This window comes from Cryptocyanus atlanticus LEGE 06306 (genome assembly GCF_056633155.1).
Window position 1 is genome coordinate 77,984 of record NZ_JBSJOZ010000006.1, and the last position, 20,415, is coordinate 98,398.

Consider the following 20,415-nt stretch of genomic DNA (forward strand, 5'->3'; position numbering starts at 1 on the left):
TCGGAGGGATCAGAAGATCTCGGCGGGATCGGCATCGCCCAGCCGCCGCATGGCCATCCCGGCCGATCCCATGCACATCACCAGGATCAGGCTGAACACCAGGACCGCCCGCGGGGTGTCCATGGCCACGGGCAGGCGGGTGGCTGATCGCACCAGGGCGTAGAGGCCCTGACCGGCGGCATAGGCCGGCAGATAACCCAGCAGGGCCAGCAGCAGGCCCTCCCGAGCCACCACACCCAGGAGGGTGGAGAGGCGGTAGCCCATCGCCATCAAGGTGGCGTATTCGGGCAGGTGATCACTCACATCGCTGTAGAGGATCTGGTAAACGATCACGCAGCCAACGATGAACCCCATGGCGGCCCCGAGGGTGAAGATGAATCCGATCGCCGTGCTGCTGCGCCAGTAATCCATCTCGAAATCCATGAAGCCCTGCTTCGTGACCACCTTCACGTCCTGGGGCAGGGCGGCCCGCAGCCGCCGCAGCACCGTTTCCGGATCAGCTCCTGGCCGCAGCCGGATCAGCCCCACCTCAATGCTGCCGGGGGGCGTGTTGGGGAGGAGCTGGAGATAGGTTTCGCTGCTGGTGAGCAGGTTCCCGTCGGCTCCGAAGGACACCCCGAGCGCCACCAGGCCACCGACCCGCACCCGGATGCCGTTGATTTCGCTCTCCACGGTGCGTCCCTCGCGGAACCATTCGGCCACGGGTCCGAACTCCGGCCGGGAGAGTTCGTCGAAGAGGACCCGGCCCCGCTGGGTGAGGACGTTTGCCTTGGCCGCCAGGCCGGGATCGGTGAACAGGGGATCGCCCGGCTCGAAGCCCAGGGCCAAGATCGAGCGGGTGCTGCGGTCGTCGGGATTGCGCCAGATCACCAGGTTCCAGTGGACCGGGGTGATGCCGGCCACGTCCGGATCGGCCAGGGTCTGAACCAGTCGGCGGCGGGGGAAGCCCGACATGCTCACCGAGCTGCTGGAGCGGGGGCTGAGCAGCACCAGGTCCGCGTTGAAGAGCTTGTGGACGGTGATGCTGGCGTCGAACAGGCCGTCGCGGAACCCGAACTGCATGAACATCAGGATGCCGGCGAAGCTGATGCCCGCCAGGGCCACCGCCAGCCGGGCCGGCTGACGGGTGAGCAGGAGCCAGGCCAGGGGGATGCGGCGCCAGCTCCAGAGTTCCTGCACCCGCGGCCGGTCGCTCATGGGTCGAAGCGGATCACGGTCTTCAGGCCGGTTCGATCGCGCACCCGGGCGATGTCGGCCGGATCGAGCGCGAGTCTCACTTCAACGATGCGGGCATCGGCATCGCCGGTGGGGTCGGTGGAGAGCACGTCCCGCTGCCGCACCTGCGGGCTGATCCGGATCACGCGCCCCCGGAGCGTTCCGGTGAAGCCGCCGTTCTCACTGGTGATCCGGGCGGTCTGCCCCAGCTGGAGCCGGTTGATGTCGCTTTCATAGACCTCGGCGATCACCTCCATCCGGTCGCTGGCACCCAGTTCGAGAATGCCGTCGTCGCCGGGGCGTTCGCCCACCCGGGACTGGAGCCGCAGCACGGTGCCGCTGAAGGGGGCCCGCAGCTCGGTGTTGACCAGATCCGCCTCGGTTCTGACCAGCTGATCCCTGGCTTCGCGCAGATTGCCCTGGAGTTCCACCAGCCGCAGTTCACGGCTGTCGAGGTCGGCGGCCGGAGTGGCTCCGGCCTTGGCCAGGGTGCGGTACCGGTCGATCTCCCGCCCCAGCAACTGCACCTGGGTGGTGAGATTGGCGATGCGGCTGCGCAGGAGATTGCGCTCCGCCTGCAGCGCCGGGCCCGTGTCGAAGGAGGCGAGCAGCTGCCCCGCCTCGACGGTCTGGCCCTCCTCGACGAGGAGGGCGGTGATTCGGGGGCTGCCCCCGATGCCGGTGATCGGTGCGGCCAGCTTGCGCACGTCACCGGCTGGCTCCAGCCGGCCGAGGGCTGACACGGCTTCAGGGGCGGGGGGAGCGCTCGGGGCAGCCACCGGAGCGGGCGTTTGGGAACGGTTCTGCAGGAGCAGAGCGCCAGCGCCGGCCACCACCACCAGGGCCGCCGCAGTGATCAGCAGCGGACGGCGTCGGGAGGGGGCCATCAGAGCGCCGGCGGGTCGTCGAACAGGAGCTGCTCGATGTAATGGTCGGCCCAGGTCGGATTGAAGGCCTTCTCCAGCACCCGACGGGTTTTGTCGTTCCGTTTCTGTTGCTGGCAATAGGACAGCTGGCCGTGATACCTCAAAACCGTAGCCGGGTCGTCGCTGGCCTGCGCCGGAGTGGCCGTCACCGCGGCAGCCATGACCTCCAGCAGGCCTCCCACGTCGTCGATGAACCACTGCTCTTCCTGGGCCGTCACCGGCCGCACGAAGTGCACGAAGGGCGAGAAGATCGTTCCCCAGGCCGGCAGCTCCCGCGTCTGGCTGTAGGGATGGGCCGGCAGGGCCGCCAGGGAGGCCGCGATCGTCTCCGGCAGGTCGCCGGCGGTGGGCGAGAGGTCGGCGATGGCGGCGGAGACCCCGGCGGGCCCCGCCACGATGTCGGCCCCGAACACGGGCAGATCAAAGCGGGGATCCGGGAAGAAAACGCAATGGAGGATCTGCAGCCCGGCGCCGAGCCGCGCCGTTTCGAGGTGCAGCTTGCGCAGGCCCCGGCACCGGCGCAGCTCGTTGCGGATGAACAGTTTCTCGCCGTCGAGGCTGCCGCTGATGGCCTCCAGATCCGCCGCCACCGGCAGCGTGGCCAGCTCCGGCAGACTGCTCCAGCTGGAGCGGATGCGCGCGGCCAGCCGGTCCACCAGCGGATGGACCGGGACGGCCGAAGACCCAGCCGGTGCGGCGGCCCCGGGGGCGGAGGGGGGCGGAGTGGAGCCGGCAGCGGTCATGCGGGCGGCCTCGGCCAGCAGAATGCAGATCCTGACACGCCCGATCGGTCCCCCGGTCGCCGCCCCGTGTGATGCCGTCGCTGGTTGCCATGCCCGAGTCCGCCGACACCTTCCCGATAGCCGCACGGCTGCGGCTGACCAACGGCGTTGAGGTGGTGAGCCTGGCGCAGCCCCAGGCGCCGGTGGTTTGCATCGACTTCTGGTGCCGGGCCGGCAGTGCCGCCGAGCGGCCCGATGAGTCGGGCCTGGCCCATTTCCTCGAGCACATGGTGTTCAAGGGCAGCACGTCGCTGGGCGCCGGTGACTTCGACCGTCGCCTTGAATCCCTCGGAGGCAGCAGCAACGCCGCCACCGGATTTGACGACGTCCACTACCACGTGCAGGTGCCGCCGGAGGCGGTGCCGGTGGCCCTGGACCTGCTGCTGGAGTTGGTGCTCCAGCCCCGCCTCGCTCCTGACGATTTCCGGATGGAGCGCCAGGTGGTGCTGGAGGAACTGGCCCAGAGCGAGGACCAGCCCGAGGAGGTGGCCCTGCAGCGCCTGCTGGCCCTGGCCTGCCCCGACCATCCCTACGGCCGCCCGATCCTGGGGGAGAAACCGTCCCTGCAGCGCCACCGGAGTGAGGGGATGGCCGCCTTCCACCGGCGTGGCTACCAGCCCGCCAGCTGCAGCCTGGCCCTGGCCGGCGGGCTGGGGGGCCTCGATCTCGAGGGGCTGCTGAACGGCAGTGCCCTGGCCGATCTCGCCGCCGGCGGGGAGGCGACTGGCGCAGGGCTGCCGGTGCCCCCCCTGCGGCTGACCCCTGGCCGCCATGCGCTGCGCCTGCCTCGCCTCGAGGCGGCCCGGTTGCTGATGGTCTGGCCGATGCCGGCCGCCGGGGAGCTGGAGGCCGTTGCCGGAGCGGATCTGCTCACGACCCTGCTGGCGGAGGGGCGTCGCAGCCGGCTGGTGCAGCGCCTGCGAGAGGATCTGCGCCTCGTCGAGAGCATCGATCTGGATCTGAATGTGCTGGAGGGGGGCAGCCTGGCCCTGCTCGAGGCGGTCTGTGAACCCGCCCAGGTGGAGGCGGTGGAGGCGCAGATCGCCCAGGTCTGGCAGGAGCTCAGCGCCACCCCACCGCCGAGCTCCGAGCTGGAGCGGGCCCGGCGTCTGGTCGCGAACGGCTACCGCTTCGGCCTCGAGTCGGCCGCCGCATTGGCCGGCCTGGCGGGCAACCAATCTCTCTGGGGACGCCTCCATCCGCTGGAGCATCCCCTGCAGCTGCTGGAGCGCTGGACCGGGCCGCGGCTGCAGGGGGATCTGCTGCCCCTCCTGGCGCCCGAGCGGGCCTGCCGGCTGCTGGCCCTGCCGGCATGAGCCCCACCGCCCCTCCTCCCCTGCCGGCGCCCGAGGCCTTCAGCCTCGCCGGGGGCCTGCCGGTGCGGCTGCTGCGGCGACCCGGTCCGGCCATCCTTTCGGTGAGGCTCTGGATCCGGGGCGGCAGCGCCGCCGATCCCCCCGGCCAGCGGGGCCGGGCCCAGCTGCTGGCGGGCCTGCTGAACCGGGGCTGCGGCGACCTGAGCGCCGAGGCCCTGGCCGACCTGGTGGAGGGCCTCGGCGACGAACTGCGCTGCGAAGCCGGTGAAGACGCCCTGGTGATCAGCCTCAAGTGCGCCAGTGCCGATGGCCCCGCCCTGCTGCCCCTGCTCCGCTGCCTGGTGCAGCGCCCCTGGCTGGATCCCGACCAGATCAGCCTTGAGCGTCGACTCAATCTGCAGACCCTGCAGCGCCTGAAGGAGGACCCCTTCCAGCAGGCCCATGACCGCCTGCGGGGGCAGCTCTACGGCGACGGTCCCTACGGCCATGACCCCCTCGGGATCGAGGCTGATCTAGCCGCCCTCGCGGGTCCGCGGCTGCGGGAGGCGGCGGCCTCCCTGGGCGCCCAGGGGGCCGTGCTGGTGCTCTCCGGCCAGCCGCCGCCGGAGCTGGGCCGCTGGCTGGAGAGCGGGCCGGAGCCGGCCTGGACCACCGGGCCGCCGGCCCCATCACCCGGCCCGTCCGGCCTGGACCGGCCCGCTCTGGTGCTGGTGGAGCAGGACACCGAGCAGCTGGTGCTGATGCTCGGCGCCGCCACGGTTCCCCTCGGGGATCCACGCTCCCTGGCCCTGCGGCTGCTGCAGTGCCATCTGGGGGTGGGCATGTCGAGCCGCCTCTTCGTGGCGCTCCGCGAGGAGCACGGCCTCGCCTACGACGTGGGCGTGCATCTGCCGGCCCGGTGTGGCGCCGCGCCGTTCGTGTTCCATCTCTCCAGCTCCGCGGATCGGGCTGGAGCGGCCACCACCGAGCTGCTGCGGGAGTGGCAGCGGCTGCTGGACCAGCCGCTGAGCGAGGCGGAGCTCCAGCTGGCCCTGGCCAAATTCCGGGGTCAGGCCGCCGCCGGACGTCAGACCTGCGGCCAGATCGCCGATCGCCAGGCCCTGGTGCTGGGCCACGGCCTCCCCTGGAGCTATGCCGATGATGCTCTGGTGCGCGCCACCTCCCTGACCAGCACCGATCTCCTGGCCACCGCCCGCGAGCTGCTGGCGCGGCCCAGCCTGGGACTGTGCGGACCGGCCAGGGCCCTGAAGGCCGCCGAACGGGCCTGGCGGGCTCACCCGCTCGGCCGGTCCTGCTCCCCGTTGGCGATGAGCTGATCGGCGTTCAGCAGGAAGGTGCCCCGGCGAAAACGCACCGCACAGAGGCCCAACGCTCTCTGGGCCACCACCCGACCCACCTCGTCGGTGTCGACCAGATCGGGGGGGCGGAGCATGGGCATCGGATCTGCCGTCTTGAGGTAGTCCGGTCGCGACCGCAACCGCACCAGAGTCCCCATCGGCAAGGGGATGGGGCCGGTCCCGGGGACCGCATCTGGGGCGCCTTCGGGGACCGCATCGGCAGGGGGCATCGACGGTGCTGTTCAGCTGCCCTCCACTACAGCAGGATGGGTCCAGCCAACCACCCCTCGTTTGCGGGCCTTAGCCAACTGGAGCGGCGCCATCGTGGGGCTGCTGCTGATCATCATCGGTGGCCTGATCCAGGCGGCCGTTCCCGTTCCGGTGGCCGGTGGAGGCCTGCGGCTGATTGATCTTCCCGCCACCGCCCAGGTTCCGGCGGTCCTGCTCACCGCCCTGGTCTGCGGACCCCGCCCGGCCCTGCTGGCCGCCGTGGCCTACCTCAGCCTCGGCCTGCTGCAGCTGCCGGTCTTCCATGCCGGTGGGGGACTGGCCTATCTGCTCGAACCCGGCTTCGGCTATCTGGCCGGTTTCGTGCCGGCCGCCTGGCTGAGTGGACGGCTGGCCCGCCAGGAGGGCATGGGCGAGCTGCTGCGCCTGCTGGGGGCGGCCTGCCTCGGCCTCCTGGTGATCCAGCTTTGCGGCATCGCCAACCTGCTGCTCGGCTCCCTGGCCGGGCGCTGGGGCGTCAGCCTGGTGGATCTGCTGCTCGATTACAGCCTGGGTCCGCTGCCGAGCCAGCTGCTGCTCTGCTGCGCCGTGGCGGTGCTGGCGGTGCCCCTGCGCCGGTTGCTCATGGTGGAGCCGTGACGCCCGTGCCGGCGGTCTGTACGCGCCGGCTGGCCTGGCTGGTGGCCGCCGGGGTGCTGCTGCTGGACCAGCTGACCAAGGCCCTCGCCGTGGCGGCCCTGGCTCCGGGGCTGCCGCAGCCGCTGGTGCCCGGTCTGTTGCGACTGCAGCTGGTGTTCAACACCGGCGCCGCCTTCAGCCTGTTCCGGGGTGCCACCGTTCTGCTGGGCCTGGTCAGCCTGGTGGTGGCCGTGGCGATCGCCTTCTGGATCCAGCGGCACCCTGTCCTGCGCCGCTGGCAGGGACCGGGGGTCGGCGCCCTGCTCGGGGGAGCCCTGGGCAATGGACTCGATCGCTGGCGGTTGGGCGGGGTCGTGGACTTTCTCGAGCTGGTGCCGATCCGCTTCCCAGTCTTCAATCTGGCCGATGTGGCGATCAACGTCGCCGTGATCTGTCTGCTGCTCGATCTGCTGGAGGGCCATGGCGACCAGCGGCCTTGAGCGACTCAAGCGCCAGCTGGTGCGGCTGCAACAGCCCTCCGGCGTGCAGCTGGAGCTGTTTCTGCCGGGCCAGCCGACCCGCCGGATGGCGTTGCACGACGGCCTCTACCGGGTCGGACGGGACGGCCGCGTCGAAGTCCGGCTCGACCATCCGGCGGTGAGCAAGCAACACGCCCTGCTGGAGCGGGTCGGCGAGGACTGGCTGCTCCGCGACAACGGCTCCACCAACGGCCTCTACTGGCGCGGGCGACGGGTGGAGGAGCTGCTGCTGCGTGATGGCGATGTGGTCCGCTTCGGACCCGCCGCCGAACCCGGTCTGCCGGAGCTCCTCTTCCTGCGCAAGCCGATGCCCCGGCTGGTGCGGCTTGGCCGCACGGCCAGCGCTTCCCTGGCGGTTCTGGCCTCCGGCGGCCTGGTGGTGCTGGGGTTGTCGCTGGTCTGGATGCCGGTGCGGGGCAGCCTGGCCCGGGTCCGGGGCCCCCTGGCTCTCTACGACCGTCTTAACCGTCCGCTCAGTTCGGCCGAATCCAGGGGGCACCGGGAAAATGCCGCGCTGAAGGACTACCCGCCCCAGCTGGTGGAGGCCCTGCTGGCCAGTGAGGACAGCCGTTTCTGGTGGCACCCGGGTGTGGATCCGGTTGGCACCGCCCGGGCCCTGCTCACCAATCTGATGGGGGGACGGGTGTTGGAGGGGGGAAGCACCCTCACCCAGCAGCTGGCCCGGAGCCTCTACCCGGATCAGGTCGGCCAGGGCGAAACGCTGGTGCGCAAGTGGCGGGAGCTGCTGGTGGCCCTCCAGCTCGAGGCCCGCTTCAGCAAGACCGATCTTCTGCTGAGTTATCTCAACCGGGTGTATCTGGGGGTGGGCTGGGGCTTCGAGGATGCGTCCCGCAGTTTCTTCGGCAAACCCGCCGCCCAGCTCAGCCTGGAGGAGTCGGCGCTGCTGGTGGGGTTGCTGCCCTCGCCCAACGGCCACGACCCCTGTCTCAACCCGGAGGCCGCCCTCGATGCCCGCAACCAGGTGCTGCTGAAGATGGCCGACACTGGCCGGATCAGCCCCGATCTGGCCCGGCAGGCCCGCCGCCGGCCGATCCAGCTCGGTGCCCAGGCCTGCCGCAGCGGCGGCCGCCGGCCCGCTCCCTACTACACCGATCAGGTACGGCTGGATCTGGAGAGCCTGCTTGGGCCCGAGGTGGCCGCCGAAGGGAACTTCCTGGTCGAAACCCACCTGGACCCGGTGCTCCAGCAGGTCGTCGAGCGGGAGCTGCGGCGGCGGCTGGCGGCCAGCGCCGCCCTCGGGGTCAGCGAGGGGGCCGTGGTGGTGCTCGACAGCCGCAACGGCGGGGTGCTGGCGATCGCCGGCGGGCGCGACTACGGCACCAGTCAGTTCAACCGGGCCAGCATGGCCCTGCGCCAGCCCGGCAGCACCTTCAAGCTGTTCACCTATCTGGCGGCCCTGCAGCGGGGGGCGAAGGCCGGAGATGGCATCGGCTGCGGCCCGCTCAGCTGGGGCGGTCAGTCGTTCGCCAGTGGGTGTGGCGGCAGCCTCAGCCTGCGCCAGGCCTTCGCCAGCAGCAGCAACACCGCCGCCCTCCGGCTGGCCCGGCGGGTCGGCCTTGACGCGGTCGTGCAGCAGGCCCAGGACCTGGGGATCCGGACGCCGCTGCAGCCGGTGCCGGGCCTGGCCCTGGGGCAGAGCGAAGTGCGGCTGATCGAGCTCACCGCCGCCTATGCCGCCGTCGCCAATGACGGGGTCTGGCACGCCCCCAGCACGATCCGCCGCCTCACCGATGCCGAGACCTGCGCCGGCCTCGACAGTGACCGTTGTCGTCAGCAGCGCGCCACCCCCAACCAGGCCATCGGGGCCGGTCGTGCGGTGATCAAGCCCGAGGCGGCCCGCCGCATGCAGGGCCTGCTCCAGGCCGTGGTGCGGGGCGGCACCGGCGGGGCGGCCTTCCTCGGGGGGCAGGAGGGCGGCAAGACCGGCACCACCAACGAAGCCCGCGACCTGCTGTTCGTGGGGATGGAGCCTCGCCGCCACTGGGTGATGGGCGTCTGGCTCGGCAACGACGACAATCGCCCGACCCGCAGCAGCAGTGCGCTGGCGGCCGGGCTCTGGGCGGACATCATGCGCCAGGCCGGCCAAGGCAGCCAGCCGGCCACGGCCCGGCGCTGATGCCCCGGCGGCGCCTCTGGCTCTGGCTGGCGGGGGGACTGGCCGTCGTGGTGGCGGTTTCGCTGCTGCTGCAGGCGGTCAACAGCCTGCTCTGGCAGCTGAGCTACCTGCTGCCGGGCTGGCTGCTGGCTCCGGTGCTGCTGCTGCTGTTCGGCGGGGGCGGATTGCTGCTGCTGCGGCTGGCCTGGCCCTGGCTGGCGGCCTGGCGCAACCCCCGCCCCTCCCGGGGGGCCACTCCCACGGCGGCGGCCACGCCACCGGGCAGTCGCCAGGAGGCGGCCGGCCGCCAGCTGCGGGCCATCGATCAGGTGCTGGAGCATGTCCGCGACGCGGTGGAACGGGAGGCGCTGCGTCAGGAGCGCGACCGGGTGGAGGCCGAGCTTGCCCGTGGCGATCTCGTGCTGGTGGTCTTCGGCACCGGTTCGGCCGGCAAGACCTCCCTGATCCGCGCCCTGCTCGACCAGGTGGTGGGGAAGGTGGGGGCGGCCATGGGCTCCACGGCCGACTGCCGCAGCTACCGGCTGCGCCTGAAGGGTCTGCAGCGGGGACTCCAGCTGGTGGACACTCCGGGCATCCTCGAGGCGGGACGCGATGGTCTTCAGCGGGAGACGGCGGCGCGGCGGCAGGCGGTCCGGGCCGACCTGCTGCTGCTGGTGGTCGACGGGGATCTGAGGGCGGCGGAGCTGCAGGTGTTCGAAGCCCTGGCCCGGCTCGGCAAGCGTCTGCTGCTCGTGCTCAACAAGTGCGATCTGCGTGGAGAGGATGAGGAGCGCCGGCTGCTGGAGCGGTTGCGCCAGCGCTGCCAGGCCCACCTCAGCGCCGCCGATGTGATTCCGGCCAGCGCCTCCCCCCAGTCGGTGCCGAGGCCCGGCGGGCGCCCCCTTCAGCCGGCCCCCGAGGTGGATGCCCTGCTGGGCCGGATCGCTGCGGTGCTCCATCAGGACGGCGAGGAGCTGATCGCCGACAACATCCTGCTGCAGAGCCGCCGCCTGAGCGAGGCCAGCCGCGACCTGCTGACCCGGCAGCGGCGTCAGGACGGTGAACGCATCGTTGATCGCTACATGTGGATCGGCGCCGGGGTGCTGGTGGTGACTCCGCTTCCGGTGGTGGATCTGCTTGGCACCGCCGCCGTGAACGCCCAGATGGTGGTGGAGCTCGGCCGGATCTACGGCGTCAGCCTCAGCCGCGAGGCCGGCCAGGATCTGGCCCTCTCGGTGGGCCGCACCCTGGCCGGTCTGGGGGTGATCAAAGGCGGATTGGCCGCGATTACCGCCGCCCTGAGCCTCAATCTGCCTGCCCTGGTGGTCAGCAAGGTGGTGCAGGGGGTGAGTGCCGCCTGGTTGACCCGGATCGCCGGCGGGAGTTTTCTCACTTACTTCGAACAAGGTCAGGACTGGGGGGACGGCGGCCTGCAGGAGGTGGTGCAGCGTCAGTACGATCTCAACAGGCGGGATGGCGCCCTGCGGACGTTCCTGGAGGCGGCCCTCAGCCGGGTGGTGGAGCCGTTGCAGCGGCGGAAGGACCTGCAGCTGCCCCCGCGCCCAGAGCCTCGGGGGGAGGGGGGAGCAGGGGGCCGCGGGCGTCCAGGACGGTGATGAGTCCCAGGTAGAGCACGCCGATCAGGATCGAGATCGCCCCCGTCACGATCGCCACCCAATGGCCGCGCCGGTTCGTGGAGCCACCGGATTCAGGCATCGGCGGCACCGGAGCCGAGGCTGCGGCCCACCACCTCGGCCAGCCGCTCCAGGTGGGCGGGACGGGTGTGGGGATTGCCCAGCACCGCCTTGAGGTGATGGCGGCCCCGGTAGAGGGGTCGGGAGAGCATCAGGTCGGCCTCCAGCAGGGCGAGGCGACAGCGCTCCGACCAGTGCCGGCAGCCCTCCGGATCCAGCCCGGAGGGGCGGAACGCCAGCAGATGCAGTGGCCCGCCCAGCAGCTCCAGCTCCCCGGCCGGCGCCACGGCCCCCAGGAGCTCCTGCAGCCGGTCCCGGCGGGCAAGGGCCGCCCCCACCACCCGCTCGATCCCCTCCAGACCCAGCTGGCGCAGCCCCAGCCAGAGCTTGAGGATCTCGGCACTGCGGCTGCCCTGCAGTCCCCGCTCACCGCCGTGGCCGCCGCCGTGGCTCTCCTCCATGTAGGGCAGCCCGGTGCCGAAGCTGCGCTCGAGGGCCTCGGGATCCGCCAGCAGCAGCAGGGAGGAGGTCTTGGTGATCCCCAGCAGCTTCTGTGGATTGATCGTGAGCGAATCGGCCAGGGCGACCCCCTCGACCCGATCCCGGTGCGGTGCGCTCAGACCCAGCACACCGCCGATCGCCCCGTCGACGTGGAGCCAGACGCCATGGCGCCGGCAGAGGCCGGCCAGCTCCGGCAGCGGATCCACCGCGCCGCGCACGGTGGTTCCGGCCGTGGCCACCAGGGCGATCACCGCCGTGCCTTGCCGGTGCAGCGCCTGCAGGGCGTCCTCCACCCGCTGCGGCTCGAGGCGGCCATCGGTGTCGAGGGGCAGGCGCCTCAGCGCCTCGGCCGGCAGCCCCATCACCGTCATCGCCTTGTCGAGTGAGGTGTGGGTGTCCGCGCCGCAGAGCACCACCGCGTCAGCGCGGGTGCGCAGGCCACGGCTCTGGCGGGCCGTGACCAGGGCCATCAGATTGCTGAGACTGCCCCCGCTGGCCGGCACACCGCCCGCGGTCTTGCCCAGGCCGATGCGACGGGCCATCCAGCCGCAGAGGCTGTGCTCCAGGCGGCTGAGCGAGGGGGAGAGCTCCTCGGCCAGCAGGTTGTTGTTGAGGCCTGCGCAGATCAGGTCCCCCACCACCGACGCGGTCAGCGGCGGTGGATCAAGGTGGGCCAGGGCGCCGGGATGGTTGGGGTTGTAGGCGCCTTCCATCAGCAGATGGAGATCGCCCAGCAGCCGATCGCCATCGAGCCCGAGCCGCTGGGGCTCCACGCCGGGCATCAGACTCAGCCCGGGCAGGGGGGAGCGGCTGGAGGCCGAGCCCAGCCAACGGCAGAGCAGCAGGGCCGCCTCCTGCAGGAACGCCTCCAGCTCGGGATCAACGGCACCCGGTGCGGCGAAGGGCAGAGGCTCGAGTGCCCTCTCCAGACGTGGGGTGACGGCCAAAGGCTGGGCTGTCGGGGCGTTCATTCTCTCCTGCTGACGGGACGACCGTCCATGGCGGCGGCGATGGCCTGGAGCTGGCAGCCTCAGGGGAGGCCAGGGCCGTCGTGCATCGGTGTTGACCAGTCCCCGTTGCCGGAGCCCCCGCATGCCCCCTCCCCCCACCGTGCCCCCGCCCGTTCAGAGGCTCTGGATGGAGCGTCTGCTGCGCCTGGCCCAGGGCGCCGGTGCGCTCGGTGAGATCCCCGTGGCGGCGGTGGTGCTCGATGGCCACGGCCGTGGTCTGGGCTGGGGCACCAATCAACGCCAGCGGCGACGGGATCCGCTCGGGCATGCCGAACTGGTGGCCCTGGCGCAGGCCGCCTCCCTGCTCGGTGACTGGCGCTTCAACGACTGCACCCTGCTGGTGACCCTCGAACCGTGCCCGATGTGTGCCGGAGCCCTGATCCAGGCCCGCATGGGCCGCGTGGTGTTCGCCGCTGCCGACCCCAAGCGGGGAGGCCTGGGGGGGTGCCTGAATCTGGCCCAGGACCCCAGCGCCCATCACCACATGGACGTGGTGGGGGGGGTGCTGGCGGAGCGAGGGCGGGAGCTGCTCGAAACCTGGTTCAGACGGCGGCGGCAGCCACAGGGGGTGACGAGCGAAAGGCGGGCAGCTCCGTTTCCAGCAGATTGAGCAGCCGATCCACGTTCTCGGGCCGGCTGTTGTAACCCATCAGCCCGATCCGCCAGACCCGGCCGGCCAGGACCCCCAGGCCGCCGCCCACCTCGATGCCGTGGGTGTGGAGCAGATGGAGGCCGAAGGCCTTGCCATCGACCCCGTCCGGGATGCGCACGGTGGTGAGAGTGGGCAGGCGCAGGGACTCGCTGACGTGCAGGACGAGCCCCAGCCCCTCGAGGCCGGCCCAGAGCCGCTCGGCGTTGCGGCGATGGCGTATCCAGGCGTTCTCGAGGCCTTCCTCGGCCAGCAGGCGCAGGGCTTCGCGCATGCCGAAGTTCATGTTCACCGGAGCGGTGTGGTGATACACCCGGTTGCTGCCCCAGTACTGGTTGAGCAGGGAGACGTCGAGATACCAGTTGGGCACCTTGCCGCTGCGGGCGGCCAGCTTGGCTTCGGCGCGGGGGCCCATGCTGAACGGACCGAGCCCGGGCGGGCAGCTCAGGCCTTTCTGGCTGCAGCTGTAGGCCAGGTCCACCCCCCAGGCGTCGAGATGGAGGGGCACGGCCCCGAGGGAGGTGACGGTGTCCAGCAGGAGCAGGCAGTCATGGCGGCGGCAGAGTTCGCCGATCCCCTCCATGGGCTGGCAGACGCCCGTGGAGGTTTCGGCGTGCACCATGGCCAGGATGGAGGGGCGGTGCTGGATCAGGGCCGCTTCGATCGCATCGAGGCTGAAGGCCTCCCCCCAGGGCCGCTCGATGGTGGCCACCTCCGCCCGGTAGCGCTGGGCCATGTCCACCAGCCGCAGGCCGAAATAGCCCATCACGGCCACCAGCACCCGATCGCCGGGTTCGACGGTGTTGGCCAGGGTGGCCTCCATGGCCGCACTGCCCGTGCCGCTCATCGGGATGGTCAGGCGGTTGTCGGTCTGCCAGGCGTAGCGGAGCAGCTCCTGAACCTCCCCCATCAGCTCGATGTAGTGGGGATCGAGATGGCCGATCGGAGGGCGGGACAGGGCCTCCAGCACGGCGGGATGGGCGTTGGAGGGTCCGGGGCCGAGCAGCAGCCGGTCCGGCGTGGCGATCGGTCCGAGCGGCAGGCGATGGCGATCGCTCACGGCGGGTGAGGCGGACGCGGTGGGGACGGATGCGGTGGGAGCGGACACAGGAGGTGCTGACACGGGCGCGGCGGAGACGGCGGCAGTGGGGGCGGAGAGAGTCGGGGCGGCGGCGAACAGGGAGCCAGATCCTGTGGGGTGAGCAGGGCACGGGGTGCGGCCAGCCTAGGAACCGCCGGTGGGCGTTCTCCGGCCGGGAGCCAGGGATCCGTTCTCAGCTCGCGCGCACATCGGAAGCGGCCAGGCCGCGGGCCATGTGCTCAAACGGCACGCGCACCAGATCGGCACGCTCCACCCCGGCAGCGGCCAGGCGCTCGGCCAGCACCTGGCCCAGCAGGGTGATGCTGCGCACGGTGGGTCCGGTCGGCACGCCCAGGCTCTTGTAGGTGTCGTCGAGACCGTTGAGCACCCGCTCGTTGAGGATGGTGGCGTCGTCGGCCACCAGGGCGTAGCTGGCGTAGCGCAGGAAATAGTCCATGTCGCGCAGGCAGGCGGCGAGGCGACGGGTGGTGTAAGCGTTGCCACCGGGCAGCAGCAATTCGGGATCCTGCTCGAACAGCCGGCGGCTGGCGTCGCGCACGATCTCGGCGGCATCGCGGTTGATCACCTCCACCGCCGCCAGGCGCACCTCGGCCTCGGAGAGATACGTGCCGATGCGATCCATCGCGTCGCGATCGAGATAGCGCCCCAGCTGGTCATACCGGCCGATCAGGCCGGTGATGGCATCGCGCATGACGTTGAGATCGACGCACCTGGCCCGGAAGCTAGCACCTGTGTTGCCCCAGAACCCTGTCCAGCCATGGGATCTGGCGAATCTGACAGAAACGGTTACGCAGGCGCCACCACAGCAGCCTGGCTGGTGAATGGTGTGATGGGCTACAAACTGGACCCTGGTGGCTCCTTACGGTCCGCGCCGATCCAGCCCCCCTGCTCATCCCGGCACTCCCATGGCCCACTCCGCCCAGGACGTCCTGCGCCAGATCAAGGACGAGGGCATCGAGCTGATCGATCTCAAGTTCGCCGATCTCCACGGCAAGTGGCAGCACCTCACCGTCTGCGCTGATCTGGTCGACGAGGCCTCCTTCTCCAGCGGTCTCGCCTTCGACGGCTCCTCAATCCGGGGTTGGAAGGCCATCAACGAATCCGACATGGCGATGGTGCCCGATCCCACCAGCGGCTGGATCGATCCCTTCTACCGCCACAAGACCCTCAGCCTGATCTGCTCGATCCAGGAGCCGCGCACGGGCCAGCCCTATGGCCGCTGTTCCCGCTCCCTGGCCCGCCAGGCTCTGGATCACCTCGCCGCCAGCGGCCTGGCCGACACGGCCTACTTCGGTCCCGAGCCTGAGTTCTTTCTCTTCGATGACGTCCGCTTCAGTTCCAGCGAGGGGGGGTGCTTCTACAGCGTCGATTCGATCGAGGCACCCTGGAATTCAGGTCGGCTGGAGGAGGGGGGCAATCTCGCCAACAAGATGAATCTCAAGGAAGGCTATTTTCCGGTTCCCCCCAACGACACTTTCCAGGACATCCGCAGCGAGATGCTCCTGACCATGGGCCAGCTTGGTGTGCCGATCGAAAAGCATCACCATGAAGTGGCGGCCGGCGGGCAGCAGGAACTGGGCATGAAGTTCGCCGAGCTGTTGCAGGCGGCGGACAACGTGATGATCTACAAGTACGTGGTGCGCAACGTCGCCCGCAAATACGGACGCAGCGCCACGTTCATGCCCAAGCCAGTGTTTGCCGACAACGGCAGCGGCATGCATGTGCACCAGAGCCTCTGGAGCGCGGGGGAACCCCTCTTCTTCGGGGAGGGCACCTATGGGGATCTTTCCCAGACGGCCCGCTGGTACATCGGCGGCCTGCTGCGTCACGCCCCCAGCTTCCTGGCCTTCACCAATCCCACCACCAACAGCTACAAGCGACTGGTGCCGGGTTTCGAGGCCCCGGTGAATCTGGTCTATTCCCAGGGCAATCGCTCCGCCGCGGTGCGTATTCCCCTGACCGGCTCCAATCCCCGGGCCAAGCGGCTGGAGTTCCGCTCCGGGGATGCCCTGGCCAATCCCTACCTCGCCTTCAGCGCCATGTTGATGGCGGGTCTCGATGGCATCCGGCGCCAGATCGATCCCGGCGAGGGCACCGATCTCGACCTGTTCGAGCTGCCGGAGGAGGATCTGGCCCGGATCTCCACGGTGCCGGCCTCGCTCAACGGGGCCCTCGAGGCCCTCGAGGCCGACAAGGACTATCTGCTTGAGGGCGGGGTGTTCAGCGAAGACTTCATCGCCAACTGGATCGCCCTGAAATACGAGGAGGTCCAGCAGCTGCGCCAGCGGCCCCACCCCTTCGAGTTCAACCTCTACTACGACGCCTGAACCGCCTGAACCGGCTGGATCCCGGATTCGCGCCCGCGCCCGACTCAGCGGTGCAGCAGCTGGGCCATGGCGCTGGCGTGCAGATGCTGCTCCCGGGCCTGGCGGCGGGCCCAGGCCCGTTGCTGGTGGAGGGCGTCCCGCTCTCCGTTCGGGTCGGGATGGCGAGTGATCTGGGCCAGAACGGCGGCCCGGAGCCGCTCCTGGCGCTGATGACTCCGGGCCCAGGCCAGGAATTCGGCCGGTGTGTCGCGGAGCGGGAGCGAACCGGGCCGGGCCGCCGCGGGGACCGATCGGGAAGGGTTCATCGCTGTCACCACGGCAGAAGTCACCATTCTGTAGCAACCACTACTATTTTTGGTCGTCCGCTCCCACTCCGTCACCGGAGCCGGGGGAGCGTCGCTCGCGTCCCTTCGCCGGATCGGCTGAAATGAATGGCCTCACCGGCGTCCTTGGAGTGGAGAGCCGTCCCGACCTCCCCCGTTCCCCGTCCCCCATGCGTGATCCCGTCAGCCGCCTGGCCTACCAGACCCTGCAGCGGGGCAAGAGCCTGATGGGACTGGCCCACAAGGAGGTCAGCACCCGCCTGATGGGGCTGCTGGACCCCCGCGGCACCCCCTCCCTGGTGCAGGTGCCTCCGGAGATGCTGCCGGCCCTGCAGGTCGCCATGGACCGCCTGCTCGACACCGACTGGCGCGAGGCCGAGCGGGGGCTCTACCCTCCCTCCCTGTTGTTTGAAGCCCCCTGGCTCGACTGGGCCACCCGCTATCCGCTGATCTGGCTGGATACCCCCCTCACCTGGAGCCGCCGCAGCCGGCGCCAGGTGCGCGATCTGCCCCAGGACGTGAAACCGGAGGACTATCCCGACTACTACCTGCAGAACTTTCACCACCAGACCGACGGCTACCTGAGCGACCACTCCGCCGCCCTCTACGACCTGCAGGTGGAGATCCTGTTCAACGGCACGGCCGATCCGATGCGGCGCCGGGTGCTGGCCCCGCTGCGCCAGGGCCTTGAGGCCTTCGGCGGCCGTTCCCGGGCACAGCTGCGGGTGCTCGATGTGGCCGCCGGCACCGGACGGACCCTGCGGCAGTTGCGCGGCGGACTGCCGGGGGTCCAGCTGGTGGGGCTCGATCTGTCCGCGGCCTACCTGAGGGAGGCGAACCGCACCCTCCGCCAGCTGCCCGGAGAGCTGCCCCAGCTGGTGCAGGGCAACGCGGAGGCCCTGCCCTTCGCGGAGGCTGCCGTCCAGGCGGTGACGTGCGTCTTCCTCCTCCACGAACTGCCGGCCCAGGCGCGCAGCAACGTGCTGGCCGAGTGCTTCCGGGTGCTCGAGCCGGGCGGGGTGCTGGTGCTGGCCGATTCGGTCCAGCTGGCCGACTCCCCCCAGTTCACCCCCGCCCTGGAGAATTTCCGGCGGGCCTTCCACGAGCCCTATTTCCGCCACTACCTCAGCGACGACATCGACGAACGCCTCCGCCAGGCTGGCTTCCAGGTGGTCTCGGCCGAGTCCCACTTCCTGACCCGGGTCTGGCGGGGCACCAAACCCGCCCCATGAGCGGCCGGCTGGGGTGTGGGCATCCGCTCAGAAATCGGCCCCATCCTGGCGCCATTCCCGCCGGAATCGATAGCGTGGATTCGGTTTGACCGTTCGAGACGCCGGTGCGATGGCCAATCCGTTCCGCCTCCGCTGGCTCCAGGGCTGGTTGTTCCAGACCGTCCTGATGGATGGCTATGTCCAGATCGAGGCCCATGGATACGGCATCCGTCTGCGCACCCCCCTGCAGGTGGCGGAGAGTCCGGCCGATGCGGCCGACCGGCTGGTGCTGGAGGAGGATCGTCGCCGCCGGAGCCTGCTCCACGCCTGGCGGCGTGGGCGGATTTCCCAGTGGATTGAGGAGACCGGAGGCGCGGCTGCCCCCGAGCTCAGTGATCCTGCGGCGGATCCCTACCGGCCAGCTCCCTCCGCTGCCGAACTGTTCGCCGCCGACAGTCCACTGGCGGCGGGCAGTCCCTTCCTGGTCGAGGAGCCTTCCTCCCGGCCGGACCCGGATCCGGTCGAGGTCAGGTCCGTCTCAGCCGTGGCCGGCTGAGACGGACTAGCGCAGCAGCCACCAGGCCAGCAGCATGCCGGCTCCGCCCCAGCGGAGGGCCTTCCAGAGCACCTCCTCGTGCCAGTGGCTGGTGCGCAGGGGTGCCGGCAGCGGGTCCAGCAGGCGCTGACCCAGCTCCAGCCTCTGGCGCAACCGCCGGCTCGAGCTGCTCAAGGGAACCGGCTGCCGGTTCAGCCGCTCGCCCCGGGCCACCACGGTCAGCAGGGTGGAGAGGCTGCGCAGCCAGCCATCGCGCTCGCCCCCGGGGCGGCGGGAGGGCCGGCGCCGGGGTCGTGGCCGCAGAGCAGTCGCCATGGCGTCAGGATGGGTCCTGCTCCGCCCCGCGTCCAGTGTCGGTTCCTCCCGCCGCCCCTTCTCTCCGCCCCGTTGACCGCCAGAGCTGGCCGGAGGGCAGCCGTGCCCTGGCGGTGGAGCTGCAGCGGCTGCTGGCGATCGATGGCCGCGACTGGCACGCCCTCAAGGCCCAGAAACCGCGACGGGGCGCCGAACAGGTGGCTGCGGCGCTGGTCCATCTCCTCGCCGAGGACAGTTCGCCCCAGCGGCGGGACGGCGCGGCCCAGCAGCGGGCCATCGCCCTGCTGGAGCAGGGCCTGGCCTGGCTCAAAGGGGACCTGAGCGATCCCGGCTGTCCGAGTCACGGCCATTAGGCCTCCACCCGGGCTTCGGACCAGGCTGGAGGCCTTAGCGGAGGGTGGCCACGGAGAGGCCGCCCTCCGCTCCGCGGATGGCGGCGGAGCTGGTTCGGCGGGAGGCGAGCTGGAGCCGGTTGCCGCGTTGACTCCAGCGCACGTCGTCGAAACAGTGGTGAATCAGGAAGAAACCCCGGCCGCAGCAGGCGTCGCTCTGCCGGGGCAGGTCGCCGCAGCGGGCCTGGAGCGGCACCCCCGACCCCTCATCCTGGATCTGCCAGATGATCCAGCGGGGGGTGAGGATGCGGCGGATGCGCAGGCACTTGCGGGGATCGCCCCCATTGCCATGCCGCACCGCATTGACCAGAGCCTCCTGCAGACCCAGCTGCAGCTCCGCCAGGTTCGCGGCGGCGGCCATGGGTTCAAGCAGCAGCTCCAGCAGGGGCGCCAGCTGCAGAGTGGAGGGGGTGATGAAGTCGGCCCAGCGGAGCTGACTGATCAGACGCCGGGGCATCCGCACCACTGACTGCTGAGTTTGACCCTAGCTCCGGGCCGGGTCTGCCCCTGTTCAGCCGGATACCCTGGCCTGGACGCCCGGATGGGCCAGAAGCGCATCCATCAGGCGCACTCCCCGCAGCTGGTTGATCAGCGGCATGTGGCCTTCGGGTGCCTCCAGGGACCAGGTGAAGGCGATGGGATAGCGGGTCCAGATGCCATCCCGCTTCCAGCCCAGCCGGGGCCAGAGCCGTTCCCAGCGGCCCCCACAGGCCCGCAGCAGGCGGGCCTGGACGGAAAATCCGAACCGGCCCCTGGAATAACAGGTCCAGAGCCGATCGAGGCTCTCGAGATCCTGGGCGGCGATCGGAGCCACCTCGCTGTAATAGACATAGCCACGCTGGAGCGCCCCCGCACCGGCCAGGTGCCGCAGGCTTTCGCTGGTGATCCGATCGGCCAGCTGGAACTGGCGTCGGGCCAGGGCGTCCTGCAGGGGGCCGTGATCGAGTCCTGCGGGGCTGGCCACCTCGAGCCAGCCCCGTGGATTCTGGACCAGCAGGGCCTCACTGAGGGCGTCCTGGCGGCTGAGCAACCCCTGGATCAGCAGGCCCGCCACCCAGTCGTCGCCGCGGGGATCGAGGCCGTCGAGGGCCTGGGACAGCAGCGGCCTCAGCTCGTGACAGCGGCTGTCGAACTGGGGGAGCAGGCCACGGCGCTGCCGCGGGGAGCTGGTGAGGAACCGTTCCAGCAGCTCTTCGGCGCTGATGACCGTGGCAGAGGCGGATGGACCGGAAAGCATGATGGTCGGCGGGCCAGAGCC

The 20,415-nt window shown here is 70.7% G+C and carries 21 protein-coding genes and 1 pseudogene; 11 read left to right on the forward strand and 11 right to left on the reverse strand.

The window, feature by feature from the left end; translation table 11 throughout:
* Positions 1-9: 9 nt before the first annotated feature.
* Genes devC through ACWJI7_RS08510 form a run of 3 tightly spaced genes read right to left on the reverse strand, consistent with a single transcriptional unit; the run spans position 10 to position 2,884 of the window.
* Complete coding sequence (gene devC, locus ACWJI7_RS08500; RefSeq protein WP_479937069.1) at positions 10-1,197, reverse strand: ABC transporter permease DevC; 1,188 nt, start codon at positions 1,195-1,197, stop codon at positions 10-12.
* Positions 1,194-2,102: a lipid ABC transporter permease gene (locus ACWJI7_RS08505; RefSeq protein ID WP_479937071.1), complete on the reverse strand. Its 909-nt coding sequence runs from the start codon at positions 2,100-2,102 to the stop codon at positions 1,194-1,196. The genes devC and ACWJI7_RS08505 overlap by 4 nt, the downstream gene beginning before the upstream one ends.
* On the reverse strand, positions 2,102-2,884 hold the full coding sequence (locus ACWJI7_RS08510) for a phycocyanobilin:ferredoxin oxidoreductase (protein ID WP_479937073.1): 783 nt from the start codon (positions 2,882-2,884) through the stop codon (positions 2,102-2,104). The genes ACWJI7_RS08505 and ACWJI7_RS08510 overlap by 1 nt, the downstream gene beginning before the upstream one ends.
* Positions 2,885-2,973: 89 nt before the next feature.
* Between ACWJI7_RS08510 and ACWJI7_RS08515 the strand changes: the two genes are divergently transcribed.
* Together ACWJI7_RS08515 and ACWJI7_RS08520 are read left to right on the forward strand one after the other, a co-directional pair.
* Entirely contained in the window at positions 2,974-4,239 is a 1,266-nt protein-coding gene (locus tag ACWJI7_RS08515; protein WP_479937075.1) for a M16 family metallopeptidase, read from the forward strand.
* On the forward strand, positions 4,236-5,555 hold the full coding sequence (locus ACWJI7_RS08520; protein ID WP_479937077.1) for a M16 family metallopeptidase: 1,320 nt from the start codon (positions 4,236-4,238) through the stop codon (positions 5,553-5,555). Before ACWJI7_RS08515 ends, ACWJI7_RS08520 begins: the two co-directional genes overlap by 4 nt.
* On the opposite strand, the gene ACWJI7_RS08525 is transcribed toward ACWJI7_RS08520, so the two are convergent.
* A complete protein-coding gene (locus ACWJI7_RS08525; protein WP_479937079.1) occupies positions 5,513-5,734 on the reverse strand; it encodes an NAD(P)H dehydrogenase assembly family protein in 222 nt (73 codons plus the stop codon). The two genes, ACWJI7_RS08520 and ACWJI7_RS08525, sit on opposite strands and share 43 nt — an antisense overlap.
* A gap of 133 nt (positions 5,735-5,867) precedes the next feature.
* On the opposite strand from ACWJI7_RS08525, the gene ACWJI7_RS08530 reads away from it, so the two are divergent.
* Genes ACWJI7_RS08530 through ACWJI7_RS08545 form a run of 4 tightly spaced genes read left to right on the forward strand, consistent with a single transcriptional unit; the run spans position 5,868 to position 10,693 of the window.
* Positions 5,868-6,443, forward strand: a complete 576-nt coding sequence (locus ACWJI7_RS08530) for a biotin transporter BioY (protein WP_479937081.1) — start codon at positions 5,868-5,870, stop codon at positions 6,441-6,443.
* Entirely contained in the window at positions 6,440-6,922 is a 483-nt protein-coding gene (gene lspA, locus ACWJI7_RS08535) for a signal peptidase II (protein ID WP_479937083.1), read from the forward strand. Before ACWJI7_RS08530 ends, lspA begins: the two co-directional genes overlap by 4 nt.
* Positions 6,903-9,098, forward strand: coding sequence for a transglycosylase domain-containing protein (locus ACWJI7_RS08540; protein WP_479937085.1), 2,196 nt, complete (start codon positions 6,903-6,905; stop codon positions 9,096-9,098). The genes lspA and ACWJI7_RS08540 overlap by 20 nt, the downstream gene beginning before the upstream one ends.
* The gene (locus ACWJI7_RS08545) at positions 9,098-10,693 is read left to right on the forward strand and encodes a YcjF family protein (RefSeq protein ID WP_479937087.1); all 1,596 of its coding nucleotides are present in this window, start codon (positions 9,098-9,100) and stop codon (positions 10,691-10,693) included. The genes ACWJI7_RS08540 and ACWJI7_RS08545 overlap by 1 nt, the downstream gene beginning before the upstream one ends.
* A 92-nt stretch (positions 10,694-10,785) precedes the next feature.
* Here ACWJI7_RS08545 and ACWJI7_RS08550 read toward each other — a convergent pair whose 3' ends face one another.
* Positions 10,786-12,243 (reverse strand): pyridoxal phosphate-dependent decarboxylase family protein, encoded by a 1,458-nt coding sequence (locus ACWJI7_RS08550; RefSeq protein WP_479937089.1) that lies wholly within the window; start codon positions 12,241-12,243, stop codon positions 10,786-10,788.
* 121 nt (positions 12,244-12,364) lie between these two features.
* On the opposite strand from ACWJI7_RS08550, the gene ACWJI7_RS08555 reads away from it, so the two are divergent.
* Positions 12,365-12,892, forward strand: a complete 528-nt coding sequence (locus tag ACWJI7_RS08555; RefSeq protein ID WP_479937091.1) for a nucleoside deaminase — start codon at positions 12,365-12,367, stop codon at positions 12,890-12,892.
* On the opposite strand, the gene ACWJI7_RS08560 is transcribed toward ACWJI7_RS08555, so the two are convergent.
* Together ACWJI7_RS08560 and ACWJI7_RS08565 are read right to left on the reverse strand one after the other, a co-directional pair.
* Positions 12,825-13,991 carry a pyridoxal-phosphate-dependent aminotransferase family protein gene (locus ACWJI7_RS08560; RefSeq protein WP_479937093.1) on the reverse strand — a complete coding sequence of 389 codons (1,167 nt, stop codon included), beginning with the start codon at positions 13,989-13,991 and terminating at the stop codon, positions 12,825-12,827. The genes ACWJI7_RS08555 and ACWJI7_RS08560 overlap by 68 nt on opposite strands.
* Positions 13,992-14,205: 214 nt before the next feature.
* The gene (locus tag ACWJI7_RS08565; RefSeq protein ID WP_479937095.1) at positions 14,206-14,724 is read right to left on the reverse strand and encodes a globin family protein; all 519 of its coding nucleotides are present in this window, start codon (positions 14,722-14,724) and stop codon (positions 14,206-14,208) included.
* Between the two features lie 214 nt (positions 14,725-14,938).
* Here ACWJI7_RS08565 and glnA point away from each other — a divergent pair, with 214 nt between their 5' ends.
* Positions 14,939-16,360: a type I glutamate--ammonia ligase gene (gene glnA / locus ACWJI7_RS08570; RefSeq protein ID WP_479937097.1), complete on the forward strand. Its 1,422-nt coding sequence runs from the start codon at positions 14,939-14,941 to the stop codon at positions 16,358-16,360.
* 44 nt (positions 16,361-16,404) lie between these two features.
* On the opposite strand, the gene ACWJI7_RS08575 is transcribed toward glnA, so the two are convergent.
* Positions 16,405-16,665 carry a hypothetical protein gene (locus ACWJI7_RS08575; protein WP_479937099.1) on the reverse strand — a complete coding sequence of 87 codons (261 nt, stop codon included), beginning with the start codon at positions 16,663-16,665 and terminating at the stop codon, positions 16,405-16,407.
* A gap of 188 nt (positions 16,666-16,853) precedes the next feature.
* On the opposite strand from ACWJI7_RS08575, the gene ACWJI7_RS08580 reads away from it, so the two are divergent.
* Together ACWJI7_RS08580 and ACWJI7_RS08585 are read left to right on the forward strand one after the other, a co-directional pair.
* On the forward strand, positions 16,854-17,915 hold the full coding sequence (locus tag ACWJI7_RS08580) for a class I SAM-dependent methyltransferase (RefSeq protein WP_479937101.1): 1,062 nt from the start codon (positions 16,854-16,856) through the stop codon (positions 17,913-17,915).
* A gap of 109 nt (positions 17,916-18,024) precedes the next feature.
* Positions 18,025-18,237: pseudogene (locus tag ACWJI7_RS08585) on the forward strand (copper-binding protein); the annotation flags it as partial.
* Between the two features lie 219 nt (positions 18,238-18,456).
* Here ACWJI7_RS08585 and ACWJI7_RS08590 read toward each other — a convergent pair.
* On the reverse strand, positions 18,457-18,765 hold the full coding sequence (locus tag ACWJI7_RS08590; RefSeq protein WP_479937103.1) for a hypothetical protein: 309 nt from the start codon (positions 18,763-18,765) through the stop codon (positions 18,457-18,459).
* Between the two features lie 35 nt (positions 18,766-18,800).
* On the opposite strand from ACWJI7_RS08590, the gene ACWJI7_RS08595 reads away from it, so the two are divergent.
* On the forward strand, positions 18,801-19,118 hold the full coding sequence (locus ACWJI7_RS08595; RefSeq protein ID WP_479937105.1) for a DUF6439 family protein: 318 nt from the start codon (positions 18,801-18,803) through the stop codon (positions 19,116-19,118).
* A 34-nt stretch (positions 19,119-19,152) separates the two neighbouring features.
* Here the strand turns inward: ACWJI7_RS08595 and ACWJI7_RS08600 are convergent, their stop codons facing one another.
* Both ACWJI7_RS08600 and ACWJI7_RS08605 read right to left on the reverse strand, forming a co-directional pair.
* A complete protein-coding gene (locus ACWJI7_RS08600; RefSeq protein ID WP_479937107.1) occupies positions 19,153-19,614 on the reverse strand; it encodes an ATP-binding protein in 462 nt (153 codons plus the stop codon).
* 54 nt (positions 19,615-19,668) lie between these two features.
* A complete protein-coding gene (locus tag ACWJI7_RS08605) occupies positions 19,669-20,394 on the reverse strand; it encodes a GUN4 domain-containing protein (protein ID WP_479937109.1) in 726 nt (241 codons plus the stop codon).
* Between the last annotated feature and the right edge of the window lie 21 nt (positions 20,395-20,415).

Coding starts and splice junctions, on each gene's coding strand:
- glnA (WP_479937097.1), top strand. CDS start 14,939: ATGGCCCACTCCGCCCAGGACGTCCTGCGCCAGATCAAGGACGAGGGC.
- ACWJI7_RS08575 (WP_479937099.1), bottom strand. CDS start 16,665: ATGAACCCTTCCCGATCGGTCCCCGCGGCGGCCCGGCCCGGTTCGCTC.
- ACWJI7_RS08565 (WP_479937095.1), bottom strand. CDS start 14,724: ATGCGCGATGCCATCACCGGCCTGATCGGCCGGTATGACCAGCTGGGG.
- devC (WP_479937069.1), bottom strand. CDS start 1,197: ATGAGCGACCGGCCGCGGGTGCAGGAACTCTGGAGCTGGCGCCGCATC.
- ACWJI7_RS08550 (WP_479937089.1), bottom strand. CDS start 12,243: ATGAACGCCCCGACAGCCCAGCCTTTGGCCGTCACCCCACGTCTGGAG.
- ACWJI7_RS08510 (WP_479937073.1), bottom strand. CDS start 2,884: ATGACCGCTGCCGGCTCCACTCCGCCCCCCTCCGCCCCCGGGGCCGCC.
- ACWJI7_RS08605 (WP_479937109.1), bottom strand. CDS start 20,394: ATGCTTTCCGGTCCATCCGCCTCTGCCACGGTCATCAGCGCCGAAGAG.
- ACWJI7_RS08600 (WP_479937107.1), bottom strand. CDS start 19,614: ATGCCCCGGCGTCTGATCAGTCAGCTCCGCTGGGCCGACTTCATCACC.
- ACWJI7_RS08580 (WP_479937101.1), top strand. CDS start 16,854: ATGCGTGATCCCGTCAGCCGCCTGGCCTACCAGACCCTGCAGCGGGGC.
- ACWJI7_RS08555 (WP_479937091.1), top strand. CDS start 12,365: ATGCCCCCTCCCCCCACCGTGCCCCCGCCCGTTCAGAGGCTCTGGATG.
- ACWJI7_RS08515 (WP_479937075.1), top strand. CDS start 2,974: ATGCCCGAGTCCGCCGACACCTTCCCGATAGCCGCACGGCTGCGGCTG.
- ACWJI7_RS08590 (WP_479937103.1), bottom strand. CDS start 18,765: ATGGCGACTGCTCTGCGGCCACGACCCCGGCGCCGGCCCTCCCGCCGC.
- ACWJI7_RS08540 (WP_479937085.1), top strand. CDS start 6,903: ATGGCGACCAGCGGCCTTGAGCGACTCAAGCGCCAGCTGGTGCGGCTG.
- ACWJI7_RS08520 (WP_479937077.1), top strand. CDS start 4,236: ATGAGCCCCACCGCCCCTCCTCCCCTGCCGGCGCCCGAGGCCTTCAGC.
- ACWJI7_RS08525 (WP_479937079.1), bottom strand. CDS start 5,734: ATGGGGACTCTGGTGCGGTTGCGGTCGCGACCGGACTACCTCAAGACG.
- ACWJI7_RS08505 (WP_479937071.1), bottom strand. CDS start 2,102: ATGGCCCCCTCCCGACGCCGTCCGCTGCTGATCACTGCGGCGGCCCTG.
- ACWJI7_RS08545 (WP_479937087.1), top strand. CDS start 9,098: ATGCCCCGGCGGCGCCTCTGGCTCTGGCTGGCGGGGGGACTGGCCGTC.